Below are 15,811 nucleotides of genomic sequence, written 5' to 3' on the forward strand. Positions count from 1 at the left end.
CGGTTTTGGGCAATTAGCTAGGAGGAACTACCATGGTACAAGCGACTACGTTAAGCTCCGCTCCTTCACGATCCTCTGGGTTTCTGTCGTTGACTGTATTGGGCGAATGGTTTATTGCTCACTTTGAAATTGTGGTACTGATACTGTGTGTGATTGGTTATCAGTATTTTGAATTTCAGCGCAGTCAACAGGCGTCCTTAATAGTCCAAGACCCTCAGCATAATGATTTCTTTTTTGTAGACTATTTTGCATTGGACAAGTCATCTGATCCAAAACACCGCTTTATTCCTTTAAAGGTGGTAGACGTTAAGGGGGACAGCGTAACATTTAAAATTGGTAATATTGCGCATTCCACGGCTGTTTCGCCTCGTGACCACATGAAATTTGACCAGGCGATGCAACGTAATTTTTATCGTCAAGGCACACTCACTTACAACAAAAATAGACTGCTTAATTTATTTAAGTCTGGCGTGATATACGATGCTAAACGGCCAAAAAATATCTATATGGACGGCTGGATTGTATTGTCGTTACGAGAGCTTAATAGCCAATAAAATAAGATAAAACCTAGCAATCGTTTAGCCAGCAGTAGCCTGTTTTGGTTGATTGTTACCTCATAAAAAAGGGCGAAGTAATCAAGTTACTTCGCCCTAGTGCATTAAGCGTTATTTAACTTTCATGCCAGGTTTAGCACCGGTGTGCGGCTCAAGTATAAACAAATCTTTTCCACCCGGGCCTGCCGCCAAAACCATGCCTTCTGATAAGCCAAAACGCATTTTACGCGGTGCAAGGTTAGCTACCATCACTGTGTGTTTACCAACCAAGTCTTCTGGCTGATAGGCCGATTTAATGCCTGCAAACACTTGTTTGCTTTCGCCGCCTAAATCAAGCTCTAAACGAAGTAATTTTTCTGCGCCTTCAACGTGTTCCGCTTTGGCAATTAAGGCTACTCGCAAGTCCACTTTAGCAAAGTCTTCAAAACTAATGGTTTCACCAATCGGGTCTTTGGCTAAAGGGCTATTGGGATCCACAGTTTTGGTCGGCTCTAGGTTTTCTTTAGAATCTTCAACCATGGCTGTAATCTTATCCATCTCTACGCGCTGCATCAGGGCTTTAAAGGGGCTAACGCTATGATCGCTCAATACGTTATTTAGGCTATCCCACGTTAGGCTGTCATTCAAAAAGACTTCAGATTGTGCGGCTAAGGTGGGCAATACTGGCTTTAAATACACCACGAGTAGGCGGAATAAATTAATGCCTAATGAACAAACGTCATGGGTAAATTGCAGTTTTTCAGGATCTTTTATCGTTACCCACGGTGCGTTGCTATCAATAAACTGATTAGCTTTATCTGCTAAAGCCATAATTTCACGGATGGCACGACTGAATTGACGTTTCTCAAACGCGTCGCTGATGCTGGTTTGCGCTTGTTGGAATTCTGCAACAAGTGCAGGCTCGAGCACATTGCTCGACAGTTTTCCGTCAAAACGTTTGTTGATAAAACTGGCACAGCGACTGGCGATATTCACTACTTTGCCCACTAAGTCAGAATTTACTTTTTGTGCAAAATCTTCAAAATTTAAATCAATGTCGCTGACTGCATCACTGGATTTAGACGCAAAGTAATAACGTAAATACTCAGGATTTAGATGGTCTAAGTAGGTACGTCCTTTAATAAAAGTCCCTTTTGACTTAGACATTTTTGCGCCGTTAACGGTCACAAAACCATGGACGTTTACGCCAGTTGGTTTTCTAAAACCAGCGCCTTCAAGCATGGCTGGCCAAAACAAACAGTGGAAATAAGTGATGTCTTTACCAATAAAATGATACAGCTCGGCGTCAGAGTCTTTGTTCCAAAACTCATCAAAATTTAAGCCTTCGGTGCGGTCACACAGGTTTTTAAAACTAGCCATATAACCCACTGGGGCATCCACCCACACGTAGAAAAACTTACCGGGGGCATTGGGAATTTCAAACCCAAAATAAGGAGCATCGCGGCTGATATCCCATTGCTGTAAGCCTTTTTCAAACCACTCTTGTAGTTTGTTAGCCATTTCAATTTGAATTGCACCGCTTTTTAGCCAGTCTTGCAACATCCCTTCAAACTGTGGCAAATCAAAAAAGTAATGCTCTGAATCACGTAATACCGGTGTGGCTCCAGACACCACTGAACGAGGATTAATCAGTTCTGTAGGATCATAAGTAGCACTGCATACGTCACAGCTATCCCCGTTTTGATCTTCTGCTTTACAACTTGGACAGGTGCCCTTTACAAACCGGTCAGGTAAAAACATTTGTTTTTCAGGATCATATAACTGACTAATTGTACGTTGACTAATATAACCAGCGGCATTTAAGCGATTATAAACAAGCTCACACAGCTCTTTGTTTTCGTCTGAGTGAGTGACATAATAATTGTCATAATTAACATTAAAATCGAGCAAGTCTTGATGATGTTCAGCACGAGTTTGCGCCACCATCTGCTCAGGCGTAATACCAAGTTGTTGCGCTTTTAACATCACCGGCGTGCCGTGGGCATCATCAGCACACACGCTGTAACATGTATGACCGCGCATTCGTTGAAATCGGGTCCAAATGTCCGTTTGGATATGCTCTAACAAATGACCTAAGTGAATAGAGCCGTTTGCATAGGGCAGGGCACTGGTGACCAAAATTTTACGAGTGTGATGAGTTTTCGGTTGTGAAAGCATTGGTATAATTGTTTGTCTGTTAATTTAAAAGGTCGCAAATGGTAACGCTTCTACGGCATTATTGCATTACGAAAATCACGTTCTGTGGTTTAAAATCAAAGGTAGTCCATGTTTTTTAAGTCTAAATCTATTAGTGAATCTTTAAGTCAAAATATTCAGCTTTGCTTAACGACGTTTTTTAATTTACCTGATATTGATTTCTCAAGGTGTTTTGCACTTGATAACAACACCTTGGTACTTACCTTACCTTTTGCGGCAAAGCAGCAACATCTGGCCCTCAAGCAGCAACTTGAAGCTGTTTTGCTTGCTGACAAAAGCGCTATTAAGCAGGTCGTTATCCAAACCTCTGTCACAAGTAGCCCAACCTTAGTGACTGGTATTGCCAACGTTAAAAACATCATTGCGGTCGCCTCGGGTAAAGGGGGGGTTGGTAAATCGACCACAACAGTGAATTTAGCCTTTGCGCTGCAAGCAGAGGGCGCCAAAGTAGGGATCTTAGATGCCGATATTTACGGCCCCTCGATTCCTTTGATGCTAGGTAATGCTGAGCTTAAGCCCACCAGCGAAGACCAAAAACGGGTTGACCCCTTAGCGGTACATGGCGTGGTGGCAACGTCTATTGGTTATTTTGTGCCAGCAGAAAATGCCACGGTGTGGCGGGGCCCTATGGCCAGTAAGGCGCTGTTGCAACTCCTTAATGAAACCAACTGGCCAGAACTGGATTACTTAATAGTTGATATGCCGCCCGGCACGGGTGATATTCAGTTAACCTTGGCGCAGCAAATGCCAGTGAGTGCGGCAGTCATTGTTACCACGCCACAAGATTTAGCGTTGGCCGATGCGACTAAAGGCATTGCCATGTTTAATAAAGTCAAAGTGCCAGTATTGGGCATTGTTGAAAACATGAGTTTTCATGTGTGCAGTCAATGTGGTCATCATGAAGCGATTTTTGCTGAACACGGCGCAGAAAAACTTGCCGCTGCATTTACCTTGCCTCTGTTGGGTCAGTTGCCCCTTGATATTAAAATTCGGCAGCATGCTGATGGTGGCAAACCTTTGCAATTAAGTGAGCCGCAGCACGCCCTAAGCTTGGCTTATCAACAATTGGCACGAGAAACCGCTAAAGCCTTATGGCTAAAGTCATTTAATCAGGTTTAAAGGCTTGAAGTTGGCTTGCTAAGTGGGGCTGAACAACGCAAACTTACGGCCAAAATGAAAGGTGCCGGACAGGTGCATATTTTAACTACAGTAAAACGAGCAACAAACTATGCGTTTATGTGACAAAGACATTTATCGGTACATGCAGGAGGGGAAAATCACCATCAGCCCTGAGCCTGGCTACAGTGAAATCAGCGGTGTGACTGTGGATATTCGTCTGGGTAATAAATTTCGTGTATTTGAAAGCCAGCACGCCCCTTATATCGATTTAAGTGGGCCAAAAGCTGAGGTGCAAGCAGCTTTGAACGATGTCATGAGTGATGAAATTGAAATTGCTGCGGATAAATCTTTTTTCTTACATCCCGGTGAACTTGCTCTTGCGGTGACCTTAGAATCGGTCACGTTGCCCGCGAATATCGTTGGTTGGTTAGATGGACGTTCATCCTTAGCTCGATTGGGCCTGATGGTGCATGTCACTGCACACCGGATTGACCCCGGCTGGTCGGGGAATATTGTACTTGAGTTTTATAACGGGGGCCGTTTACCGTTAGCGCTTAAACCAGGCATGAAAATTGGTGCACTTAGTTTTGAATTGATGTCAGATTTTGCCGATAAACCCTATAACGCAAGGGTTGATGCCAAATACAAAGGGCAATCTGGCGCCACGGCCAGTCGTATCAGTGCCGACGACAAAAGCGCCGATTAAGCGCTTTTAATTCGGTATTTCCAAGGCTTATCTTTTGTATCAACCTATGTTTGGCGACCTTGTTTTGTCATGTTTTCAGGAGTAAACCGTGCAGCCTCATTATTTTATTGGCATTGATGGTGGCGGTACAAAGTGCAAAGCATTACTGCAAAACAGTTCGGGCGACATTATCGGTCAAGGATTAGCGGGTTCGGCGAATCCTGCAACACATTATGGTCTAGCCATTGAATCGATTACTCAAGCCTGTGAGCGGGCTGTGTTAGATGCGCAATTGTCTGCAAGTGCTTTACGCTATTGCCACGTAGCAATGGGCTTAGCCGGGGTGAGTTTGCCTAGCGTCAAAGATAAAATGCTCTTATGGCAACATCCTTTTGCCACGATCAAAATCACCACCGATTTACATATTGCCTGTTTAGGTGCGCACAACAGCGAAGAGGGCGCTGTCATTATTTGTGGCACAGGGTCTTCTGCATTTATGGTTCATCAGGGCAAACACGTTCAGTTAGGAGGTCACGGTTTTACCACTGGCGATAAAGGTGGCGGTGCTTGGATTGGAGTAAGCGCTACTCGTCTGTGTTTAGAAGCCATGGACGGCTTGTCTGAATCTAGCCCTTTGGTTGATGATTTGAAACAGCAATTGGGCTGTCAAACAAGCAGCGCAGTAGTTGAACAGGTAAATGGTGCCCCTGCGGTATTTTTTGCGGGTTTAGCGCCTTTGGTAATTGCCGCACTTGAACAGCACGATGCCATAGCAGTAAGGGTTATACAGGAGGGTGCGGATTATGTGAGTCGATTGGCCCGACGTTTATTGAGTGAAGGCGCAGAAAAAGTCGCCCTTATTGGTGGTCTCGCACCCCATATCAGCCCATGGTTGGCTAACGATGTGCAACGCTGTTTAGTTCAGCCTTTGTACGAGCCTGCTTTTGGGGCATTGATACTCGCCAAAAAACGCTAAGCCTTCACGGGCTTGTTTTGAGTTTTGCTTAACTAGTAGTGCTTTATAAATCGAAAAATAACAAGGAAGTGCTAACGTAAAACGAAGATTTACTACTGGGAGAAGTTAATGGTCGGTGTGATAGGATTTGAACCTACGACCCCTTCACCCCCAGCGAAGTGCGCTACCAAGCTGCGCTACACACCGACCGAAGACGCGCAGTTTACTTAATTTTATCCGCAATGCAACGGCTAATCGCCTATCTAGGCTCAAATGTCTAAATGTTGAACAAAATACAGCACATTAAAGCTTATCAGAAAAGGATTCCTAGTTTGTATGCCGCGTAAATTAAGCTCAGCTTGTTGTTTTGCAGGACAAATGTTAAAAATCATACATAAGTCGATTTAGGGTATCCCTATGAAATCTGAGCAACAAAGCCCTCATTTAAATCAAGAACAAGCCATGCGGTATAGCCGGCAAATCATGCTGCCAGGATTTGATTTAGAGGGCCAAGAAAAACTTCTTGCTAGTCGTATCTTACTTATCGGTGCCGGTGGCTTGGGTTGCGCTGCGGCACAATACTTGGCAGCCGCTGGCATAGGGCATATCACCATCGTTGATGATGATAAGGTAGAGCTCAGTAATTTACAGCGACAAGTATTGCATTCAGAAGCGACCCTTGGGGTCAATAAAAGTAAGTCGGCGCAAGCCGCCCTTAAACGTCTGAATCCGCTGTTATCAGTCAGTGCTTTCGTTAAACGTATGGATGATGCAAAACTCAGTGAGCAAATTAATCTGCACGACCTTGTGTTGGATTGTTGCGACAACCTCGAGACCCGCCAGCAGTTAAACCAACTGTGTTTCACGGCTAAAGTGCCACTGGTATCGGGCGCAGCGATTCGTATGGAAGGGCAGGTGTGTAGCTTTACCCAGCGCGCAGAACACGCTTGTTATCAATGTCTAAGTGCCAGCTTTGGTGAGCAGAACTTAAGCTGCATGGAAGCGGGAATAATGTCGCCGGTGGTGGGCATCATTGGCGCCATGCAAGCGCTTGAAGGGATCAAAATTCTAAGTGGTTTTGGTGAGGCTTTAACCAATAAATTATTAATGTTTGACGCCATGACCAGTGAATGGCGCAGGTTCACGCTAATGAAACATCCTCGCTGTGCGGTATGTGCTGCTACATAAGCTACAAGCCTAACGAAATTGATTTAGGCTTGCTTGGTACGCGTAGTGTGCTTTATTCAATTTGCTTTCTAGCAGTGTTTGATTCAGCTCAAAAGACTGACATAAACGTGGTAGCGAAGTGAAATCATTACGTAACTTCATATTCACGATACTGAGTAAAATATGCACATCCATAGACTGTATTTGTTGATTTGTAAGCATCAAGCACCCTTAAATCGTCTGCACGTCATCATTTATTTTTAGGTTTTTATCCGCCCAAATTTTTTCGTGAATAACGTATGCTACGGTGTTAATGGCTGGCTCAACCATGGCAATTAAACCGCCAATAAGTGGGCTGCCAGTTAGCAACCATGCCACCGAAAAAGCCACGGTAAAATGGGTGATTGCGAAAGTCAGTGTCTTCATTCCAATTTGCATGTTGCTTTTTGCGCCTCTTGATCATGTATCTGAAGTAAGCAGTGTAGCGTGTTGGAACTAGAAATAAATTGAATAGATTAGATGTTTCTAATCGTTTTTGTTGATTGACTAATTGATACTGGATGTAGAAGCTGAAATACGATTATAAAAATACACTCTCAAGTAGCAGGTACAGCGCGTTTACTCACCCAAACAGAACAGCAAGAAGCGTCGACCTGATAGCTGTTCTGTACCTTATCAGGTCGACTTTTTCTGCGTTTAAACCTTATTTACTACGTTGTAATTTCTCAAATAAATAAGTGTGTTGCAGGGCTAAGCGTTTAGCCGTTTCTTTTAAATTAGCCGCGGCTGAATGGCCACCGTCGATGTTTTCATAATACAAAAAGGCATGGCCTTGGTCTTCCATGCGCTTTGCTGCTTTACGAGCATGGGCAGGATGGACGCGGTCGTCTTTGGTTGATGTGATAAAAAACACCTCAGGGTAGTTCGCCTCAGGATCAATATTATGATAAGGCGAGATACTGCGTAAAAAGGCCCCTTCAATTGCATCATCTGGATCGCCATATTCGCCCATCCATGAAGCACCAGCTAACAAGGTGTGATAGCGCATCATATCAAGTAGAGGCACGGCACAAACCACAGCATTAAAAAGGTCAGGGCGCTGGGTATACATAACTCCCATCAACAAGCCGCCGTTTGAGCCACCTTCAATACCAAGATGTTGAGGTGAAGTGACGTTTTTAGCGATAAGATCTTCCGCTACAGCAATAAAATCATCGTAGATGTTTTGACGTTTGGTTTTTAAACCCGCTTGATGCCACTTAGGTCCGTATTCACCACCACCACGAATATTCGACAGCACGAAAACGCCGCCACGCTCTACCCATAATTTACCGCGAGTTGCAGAATAAGTTGGGTTGAGTGATACCTCAAAACCACCATAGCCATACAATAGGGTAGGATTAGTGCCATCGAACTTGATGTCTTTTTGACGCACAACAAAATACGGCACTTTGGTGCCATCGGTAGACGTCGCAAAAAACTGTTCGCTGACCATGGTGCTGGCATCAAACCAATTAGGTAGCGACTTAGCTTTGGTTTTTTCACCTGTTTGCGTATTGTAAACATACAGCGTATCCGGTGTTAAAAAGCTCTCTGAAGAGATAAAAGCAATGTCCTCCTTTTCATTGGTACTGCCAATTGACACTGAACCATTCACTGGGAAATCCAATTTTTTAGATGTCCATTGTTCACCATTGAAATCAAATTCGTAGGCGGCACCGGTTACATCGCGGTATATACTCAGCAATACCTTAGATTTGGTGGTACCAATATTTTCGATAGAGGATTTTTCGTCTGGCTGATATACGAGGTTGACGTTCTCAATCTTGCCGTCTGCCATGAAGTCGTCAATGGCAAAACTGACCAATGTACCGGACGCAAAGTCACGCCAGTCTTCAGCTAATTTGACGATGATTTGCCCTTTAAATTCGCCCGAAATGGAAGACTGCAGGGGTAAGGGAAGTTTTTTGCCAGGCGCAATCGTACCATCTGGATTTTGCGCAAACCAATAGGTTTCACTGTCGTAAAAGGTAATGGCACGAGTGGTAAATATCTCATGACGACCGTCAGAGAGTTCCCATACACTGGCCCAGTAACCTACGTCAGTTTGTTCTCCGCGGCCAATTTCGGTTGCGCTATCCATACTTGTGCCGCGCTGCCACAATTTAGCAATCATTGGATAGCCAGAATCAGTCATCGTACCTTGACCAAAATCCACGCCCACCACCATGGTATTTTCGTTCAACCACGTCATGCCACCTTTTGACTCAGCGGTAACAAAGCCCTTGTCGATAAATTTGCCCGTACTGGTATTAAACTCTCGGCGCACAACGGCATCTTTACCGCCGTCAGATAAGTTAACCATACATCGCACATAGTCAGGAGCTAAGCAGTCAACACCTTTATATACCCAGTTTTTTTCTTCAGCTGCCGCGAGGGCATCGATGTCTAGTATGGTTTGCCATTGGGTGTTAGCGCTTAAGTAACTTTCTAAGCTTGATTTACGCCAAATACCGCGCACGTGTTCAGCATCTTGCCAAAAATTAAAGACCTCGCCAGCGCGATAAGACACATAGGGGATTTTGTCTTTGCTTTGCAAAATGGATAAGGCTTCACTTTGCAATTGCGTAAACAAAGGATCGGCCATCAGTTTATCAAGGGTACGGGTATTCCAATCTTTTACCTCAGCGAGAGCTTTGTCACCCAATACGTCTTCAAGGTAAAGGTGGTCGGCATCGGTTTGGCCGGGTGTGTTGTATTCAAGCATGTTAGTTTGAGGTATTTGGGTCATTGTTGTTTCACTTGTCGCATTATTATCGGTAGCTGGGGTGCAAGCACTTAGCGCAATGGCGGAGACTAAAAACAACGCTTTTTTATTATTAATGGTGAGCATAAATTCTTATATAGCAGTTAAACACAGGCCTTATATAAACAAAGAATTATGACCTTAGCAAGAGTTCGCCCTACTCACTGGGACACCCTCTGTAAACTTATTTAAGCGCCTACGATATTTTAGGTTCATGGGCTATTGGCGTACTGACATCCATGCAATCCGAAAAACCGCAATGTATTGCAATGAGCAAAGGAGTGCTTTGTCGCGAAGCAGTGCTTTTGTCATTTTTAAAAGCAGTTTTCAGCTAATCACTCCTTTACAAAGCGGCTCCACAGATGTCGTATCAACTTGGAGGATACCTTTTAGCAAAGCGATGACATCACTGCACGTAACGCACTGTCAGCCCTGGTGTTTATTTTTTGCCAACATGATATTACGGTAGGTATCCACCCAATATTTATCTTTGTTAGCCGCTAAATAATCCAAAAACTTGGCATGTTCTTCGGTTGTGGTGACCAGATGATCTCCCCCTATGCCGTGGAACAATACGTTGATTAATTTGATGTTTTTAGGCTGTTTTTCAATAAACGCAATAATCTCCTCAGCACTTATTTCACTGGGACCGATTAAGGTGGCAAAGCTCGGATCTTCTGCGCTTTTTATCCCAATAAACTGCTCTTTGACCGCTTCAATATAATTGCCGTCTCTGGCTTGTTGGTCGAAGCAAGGTGGGGTTAGGGTATGCACACTGTGTCCGTCCATTGCCGTAAGAAGGGTGTTGGCCACGCTTATTTCGTTGATCATGGCTTTGACGCTTTTATCTTCTAGGGCATTTGCTGGGTCTACCCACTGCCGACCAGGCTGTGAGCGGATACAAGAGTGAAACAACGTATGATTACCCAGTTCATGCCCTTGTTGGGCTAACGCCTTCCACTCGTCAATTCGATTTTTAAACGCCTCCGATAGTGGAACTACGTAAAACGAAGCTTTTAATCCTCGGCTATTTAGGGCGGGTAGGGCGTTGTCAAGTTGGCTATTAAGGGCATCGTCGTAAGATAAACTAATGGCTACCTTGTTACCTTCTGGCCATGAATTCGCGGCGCTTAAGTTGCAAGCGAAGAAGCTGAGCAAGGTAACGTTGACCAGTAATACTTTGGTGGTAAGGCGCGTGAATATCATAGTAACTCGTTGACTCATTAATAAACTTACGGCACCAGTGTGCCGTAATTTTATTTTACTCAACAGTGCTTATTTTATCATGGGACTTATTATTTCTCCTGGCACTAAACCTGATACCACTTCCACTTTGTCACCCACGGTTTCACCTAATCTGATAAAACGTCGACTGAGTTGATTGTCGTTAACAACCCAGACGCGGTCTAGTTGCCCAAAACTTTCCACCCAAGCCTGTGGCACAAGGATGACGCTTTCATCTTCTAGGGGAATTTGCAAACGGGCAAACATGCCGGGACGTAATTGTTCATTGAATTGAATATCCGCCTTCACTATAAAACTATGGGCGTTAGGATCGGCCGCTGGGACAAGCTCCGAAATAGTGGCCGGAATTTGCATATCTACACTGTCAATATACACACTGAGTTGTTGGCCTAGGCTTAACTTAATGGCTACCGCTTCACGCACATCGGCTTCAATAAGTAATGTCATGGGATTGTATAATGCGAGTAAGGGCTGACCTGGAGTCGCCATATTGCCGGGTTCAGCTTTTCTATCGACAATTCGACCTGAAATTGGCGCGACGATATTGCTATAGCCCAAAGCCGCTTCTGCCTCTTTTTGCCCTTGTATGGCGGTTTGCACCTCACCGCTTAATCGGGTAAACACGGCTTGCGCTTGGTCTAAATCAGCATTTGAAGCCAAGCCCTGTTGCTTGAGGTTTTGCACCCGCCCAAGTGCATTTTTTGCTTCATTCATTGAACCTTGTAAAGAGCTTAGTCGAGATTTTGACTGGGCAACTTGACTCATTAAACTGCTATTTTCCAAAACAATCAGCGGCATGCCTTGCGTAACGTGATCACCTGCACGCACATTAATTTTTTCAATGCGCGCCAAAATTCGGCTTGAAATCAAGGTGGTTTCACGAGCCTTTAAACTGGCCGGAGCCGATTCCATTTTACTTATTTTGCTGACAGCAACCTGCCATGTGTTGTTAGGCGCACTAGCCGCTGAATCATTATTCTTGACCTCATGTGGCGCGACTTTGTCAGAAAACAAACCCGCCATCCAGGCAATAGACACGGTTAAAACAACGATGGCGCCAAGGGGAGCAACGACTTTGCCCAGTGTTGATGAGTTCATGCTGGATTCTCCTGTGTTGAAGTTAATGGGAGTGAGTTTGAATGAGTGCCAATAGTGGGTGTATTGGTATTGTTGTCAGTTGAATGATCGTCTTTGTCAAATACCAAGAAGTACACCATTGGGACGACTAATAGCGAAAAGAACGTTGAAGCGATGATGCCAAAGATGATGGCCAGCGCTAAGCCACTAAATACTGGGTCGAGAATAATCACCACATTGCCTAATAAAGTTGTGCCAGCGGTGAGCAGCACAGGGCGCATGCGTACAGTGCCAGCGGCCAACAAAGCTTGCTTGATGTTATAGCCTTGCGTGCGAGCCAGAGTAATAAATTCGACCAAAATGAGCGAGTTTCTGACTACGATACCAGCGAGGGCAATCATGCCTATCATGGCGGTTGCGGTAAATAATACCGGATCAGGTGCGCCGCCTATCCAGCGCTCACCAAACTGATTCATCAACCAAAAGCCCGGCATGATACCGATAACGGTTAAGGGAATGGCAGACATAATAATCAGGGCCAAACCACTGCTGGCGGTTTGCCAGCGCAGTACAAAAAAGATCCCCACTAAGGCGAACGCAAAGGCGATACCCATATCGCGAAATACATCGATGGTAATCAGCCATTCACCTTCACCGCCAAAATTAATGGTGACGCCTTGCGGTACCGCCCAGTTAACATCGGCCCCAGAATTCAGATAGCTGCGTTCTTGCCAATCACTAGAAGGAGTTTGGTTTAGCATGGCCTGATTAATATCAGCCACGCTCATGGTGTCAGTAGCGAGTAAGCGGTCTGACGTCACATCAGCAATGATTTCTGCCGGCGTACGCCCCGATAGTTCTGCTGTGACATAAATTACCGGACGTAAGTCTTTGTGCAAAATCGGCTGGCTGACTTCGACGGTTTGCCATTGCCCCAGCTCGGCCAAATTGACAATGGGTTGCGGTGCGGGCTGTAAACCCACTCCAGCATCTTGTTGGGCAATGCCTAACATGCCTTTGAGGGGCAGAGCATCAAAATCACTTGCTTGATTGGCCGTGACAAAAGGGAGCTTTAATTCAATATCAAGAGGCACGGCTTCGTTTTCTCGCTGAAATACACCTGCGCTGATACCTTGCACAGCTAAATCTAAGGTACGGTTAATATCCGCTGTTGAAATGCCAGATAATGCCGCTTTTTGTTTATCTACCACAAAGCGCGCAATCTCTTGTGTGGCCGTCATGCTGGAATCTATTTCAAGCACATGCGGCTCTTTAGCTAGGCGTTGCATTAACACGTGTGCCGCTTGTTGTTGGGTGGCTAAATCTACAAAGGGCTCGGCGTATACTTCAGCTACAAGCGTACTCAGTACTGGTGGGCCGGGCGGCACTTCTACCACTTTGATATGAGTATTGGGGCCTTGAAAATGCGCTAATTGCTCACGTAAGCGCAACACCACACCATGGGACTGATGTTCACGCAGCGCCTTATCAATCAATATCAAGCGCACTTCAGCTTGATAAGGCGCATTACGTTGATAGTACTGGCGTACCATGCCATTAAAGTCCATGGGCGACGCTTCGCCTACGTAGGCAGCCAGCAGACTAACCTCAGGAAAGGTTTTGGCGATTTCCATGACTTGCTGGGTCAGGGCGGCGCTGTTTTCTAAGGTCGACGATTCAGGTAAGTCAATAAGTAGCTGAATTTCATTTTTATTGTCAAATGGCAATAATTTTAAAGGTACGCTGCGAAACATCGGTAACAAACAGGCAGCGATAAATAAGACCAGGACTAACCACAGCCCTAGTTTTGCGCGCTTCTTATTGGCAATTAAAGGGCTGAGCATTCGATCGTAAAAAGACGGGCCATGTGCTTCGGCGACTGCTTCTTTTTTAAGAATTTTTGCGGCCAACCACGGCGTGATCAAAAACGCGACAAAGCCCGATATGCTAACGCTAATTGGCACATTAAAGGCCATCGGTGCCATGTATGGGCCCATCATACCTGTTATAAACGCCAAGGGTACAAAGGCTAAAATAATGGTCACGGTTGACATGATCAAGGGGGAGCGAATTTCGGCCATAGCGGCAACAATACGTTCACCCTTTGGATTGTTGTCTTTGCTCTTTGGTAGGTTTAAAAAGCGGCTGATGTTATCGATACCTGTGATGGGATCGTCTACCAATAAACCTAGGGATAAAATGAGGGCAAACAAGGTCACGCGGTTAATACTGTAACCTAACATCAAATCTAACATTAAGGTCAGGCCGTAACAAACCGGTATGGCTAAACCCACCACGATAGCGGCGCGCCAGCCTAAGAAAATAGCAATAAACACCACCACAGTGAAAATAGCAAAGGCTAAACTGGAAGTCAGGTCGTTAACTTTTTCGTTGGCGGTTTGACCGTAATCACGAAGTACTTTGTAATGCACTTCAGGGGGTAAAAAATCCTGTTTCAGCTCCGCCATTTTAGCCAATACAGCGTCGGCTACACTGACGGCATTGGTGCCTTTTTGTTTGGCCACGCTAATGGTAACAAGTGGGTTGGCTTGCTGGCTGAGGGCTTTATCTTCGCTAGTTTGACTGTCCTGTTTGGCTTGATGGCTGTACTCTAACCATTGATAGGCTGTGACTGTTTCTTGGGCGTCAATGATCTGGGCAACGTCTTGCAATAAAACGGCTTTGCCATTGACCATATTCACCACTAAGTTATTGAGTTCAGCTAAACTGCGCAGTACATCACCTGATTCAATAAGCACTGCTTTTGCACCCATGACCACCGCAGATGAGGTTTCAATTTGATTAGACTGACGGATGGCATCATAAACATTCAATGCGCTGGTTTGATGAGCGGCTAGGGCAGTAATGTCTAACTCAACCTGAATTTTTCGTTCACGGCCACCAATGACTTTGACTTCACTGGTATCTTCAATGCCTTGTAAGAGGGTTGATACTTCTTGTGCAATGCGATGTAAAGCCACATCGTTGTAACGTTGCTCGTTACTGCTGACTAAACCAATCATTACAATAGGGACATCGTCCACTTCCACCGGTTTAAGCTGCCAGTTGGCAACAACGGGCGGAATTAAGTTTTGGTTTGCATAAAGTTTGTTGTAGGTATTAAGTAGGGCATCTTCACGGTTTTCACCAACAAAAAAGCGTAATACCACAGACAATCTGCCGTCTAAGGAGCTGGAGTAAACATGCTCAACCCCTGATATTTGGGTTAGTAGCTTTTCGAGAGACGTTGTGACTTGTCGCTCAACTTGTCGCGCGGTTAAATTGGGGACATCAACCATCACCTCAATCATCGGAACCACAATTTGGGGCTCTTCTTCACGTGGGGTGATTTGCAAAGCAATAATGCCTGCCACGATGGCAAACATAAATAAAAATAGCGGTAAGCCACCCTTCAGCGAGTATCGAACTGCTTTGTCAATGGGGGTGGAATTGAGGTGTTCAGTCACGGGCTATCTCCAGTGAAGTTAGATTAGGCACCACAAAAAAACTCGTAGAGTTTTTCAATGATTTGTTTAACCCGCGGATCGCTGACCGAGTAATAAATACTCTGGGCATCGCGGCGCGTATCCACCAACTTATGCTCACGCAGTACGGCAAGATGCTGTGATAAGGCTGATTGGCCTAACGGCACATTAGCATTGAGCTGGGACACGCTGCACTCTTGGTTTAATAGCGTACACAAAATCATTAAGCGATTTTTATTCGCCAGTATTTTCATAAAGGCCTCAGCTTGACTAGCATTGTTGGCTAATTGTTCTAATTCCACCTTGTTCAACCTATGGCTTATTAACAAACTTAGCGCATTATAAGCGTTATATTAGAAATTGCTAATATTAGTTGCTTCTAATATTAGGAGGGTCTAATATAGATGCCTATTCACAGTGGAGAGTTAAAATGAAATTACATGCGGCCTTGCGTTTAGTTGCTGGAGTTATGATACTGCTATCATTAGCTTTAACTTATTGGGTCAACTCAAATTGGATTTT

At 44.8% G+C, this 15,811-nt stretch carries 13 protein-coding genes and 1 tRNA gene; 5 read left to right on the forward strand and 9 right to left on the reverse strand.

What is annotated here, in order from left to right; genetic code table 11:
* Nucleotides 1-32: 32 nt before the first annotated feature.
* The gene (locus tag NWQ57_RS09395; RefSeq protein ID WP_306021896.1) at nucleotides 33-554 is read left to right on the forward strand and encodes a hypothetical protein; all 522 of its coding nucleotides are present in this window, start codon (nucleotides 33-35) and stop codon (nucleotides 552-554) included.
* Between the two features lie 111 nt (nucleotides 555-665).
* On the opposite strand, the gene metG is transcribed toward NWQ57_RS09395, so the two are convergent.
* Complete coding sequence (gene metG, locus NWQ57_RS09400) at nucleotides 666-2,711, reverse strand: methionine--tRNA ligase (protein WP_306021897.1); 2,046 nt, start codon at nucleotides 2,709-2,711, stop codon at nucleotides 666-668.
* A 108-nt stretch (nucleotides 2,712-2,819) separates the two neighbouring features.
* Between metG and apbC the strand changes: the two genes are divergently transcribed.
* The 3 genes from apbC (at nucleotide 2,820) to NWQ57_RS09415 (ending at nucleotide 5,530) form a co-directional block, all read left to right on the forward strand.
* A complete protein-coding gene (apbC, locus tag NWQ57_RS09405) occupies nucleotides 2,820-3,869 on the forward strand; it encodes an iron-sulfur cluster carrier protein ApbC (RefSeq protein ID WP_306021898.1) in 1,050 nt (349 codons plus the stop codon).
* A gap of 109 nt (nucleotides 3,870-3,978) precedes the next feature.
* Complete coding sequence (gene dcd / locus NWQ57_RS09410) at nucleotides 3,979-4,575, forward strand: dCTP deaminase (protein ID WP_306021899.1); 597 nt, start codon at nucleotides 3,979-3,981, stop codon at nucleotides 4,573-4,575.
* An 88-nt stretch (nucleotides 4,576-4,663) separates the two neighbouring features.
* Nucleotides 4,664-5,530 carry a BadF/BadG/BcrA/BcrD ATPase family protein gene (locus tag NWQ57_RS09415; RefSeq protein ID WP_306021900.1) on the forward strand — a complete coding sequence of 289 codons (867 nt, stop codon included), beginning with the start codon at nucleotides 4,664-4,666 and terminating at the stop codon, nucleotides 5,528-5,530.
* 109 nt (nucleotides 5,531-5,639) lie between these two features.
* On the opposite strand, the gene NWQ57_RS09420 is transcribed toward NWQ57_RS09415, so the two are convergent.
* Nucleotides 5,640-5,716 (reverse strand) — tRNA-Pro (locus NWQ57_RS09420).
* A gap of 210 nt (nucleotides 5,717-5,926) precedes the next feature.
* Between NWQ57_RS09420 and moeB the strand changes: the two genes are divergently transcribed.
* Nucleotides 5,927-6,697 carry a molybdopterin-synthase adenylyltransferase MoeB gene (gene moeB, locus NWQ57_RS09425; RefSeq protein ID WP_306021901.1) on the forward strand — a complete coding sequence of 257 codons (771 nt, stop codon included), beginning with the start codon at nucleotides 5,927-5,929 and terminating at the stop codon, nucleotides 6,695-6,697.
* Between the two features lie 9 nt (nucleotides 6,698-6,706).
* Here moeB and NWQ57_RS09430 read toward each other — a convergent pair whose 3' ends face one another.
* From NWQ57_RS09430 to NWQ57_RS09460, 7 genes are all read right to left on the reverse strand, one after another.
* Nucleotides 6,707-6,898, reverse strand: coding sequence for a DUF4250 domain-containing protein (locus NWQ57_RS09430; RefSeq protein ID WP_306021902.1), 192 nt, complete (start codon nucleotides 6,896-6,898; stop codon nucleotides 6,707-6,709).
* Nucleotides 6,899-6,907: 9 nt separating this feature from the next.
* Nucleotides 6,908-7,102, reverse strand: coding sequence for a DUF2061 domain-containing protein (locus NWQ57_RS09435; protein ID WP_306021908.1), 195 nt, complete (start codon nucleotides 7,100-7,102; stop codon nucleotides 6,908-6,910).
* A gap of 277 nt (nucleotides 7,103-7,379) precedes the next feature.
* The gene (locus NWQ57_RS09440; RefSeq protein WP_306021903.1) at nucleotides 7,380-9,569 is read right to left on the reverse strand and encodes a prolyl oligopeptidase family protein; all 2,190 of its coding nucleotides are present in this window, start codon (nucleotides 9,567-9,569) and stop codon (nucleotides 7,380-7,382) included.
* 339 nt (nucleotides 9,570-9,908) lie between these two features.
* Entirely contained in the window at nucleotides 9,909-10,688 is a 780-nt protein-coding gene (locus NWQ57_RS09445) for a polysaccharide deacetylase family protein (RefSeq protein ID WP_306021904.1), read from the reverse strand.
* A 69-nt stretch (nucleotides 10,689-10,757) separates the two neighbouring features.
* Complete coding sequence (locus NWQ57_RS09450; protein WP_306021905.1) at nucleotides 10,758-11,825, reverse strand: efflux RND transporter periplasmic adaptor subunit; 1,068 nt, start codon at nucleotides 11,823-11,825, stop codon at nucleotides 10,758-10,760.
* A complete protein-coding gene (locus NWQ57_RS09455; protein ID WP_306021906.1) occupies nucleotides 11,822-15,271 on the reverse strand; it encodes an efflux RND transporter permease subunit in 3,450 nt (1,149 codons plus the stop codon). Before NWQ57_RS09455 ends, NWQ57_RS09450 begins: the two co-directional genes overlap by 4 nt.
* A 23-nt stretch (nucleotides 15,272-15,294) precedes the next feature.
* Nucleotides 15,295-15,591 carry a helix-turn-helix transcriptional regulator gene (locus NWQ57_RS09460; RefSeq protein WP_306021907.1) on the reverse strand — a complete coding sequence of 99 codons (297 nt, stop codon included), beginning with the start codon at nucleotides 15,589-15,591 and terminating at the stop codon, nucleotides 15,295-15,297.
* Between the last annotated feature and the right edge of the window lie 220 nt (nucleotides 15,592-15,811).

It is taken from the genome of Paraglaciecola sp., assembly GCF_030730205.1.
GTDB lineage: Bacteria > Pseudomonadota > Gammaproteobacteria > Enterobacterales > Alteromonadaceae > Paraglaciecola.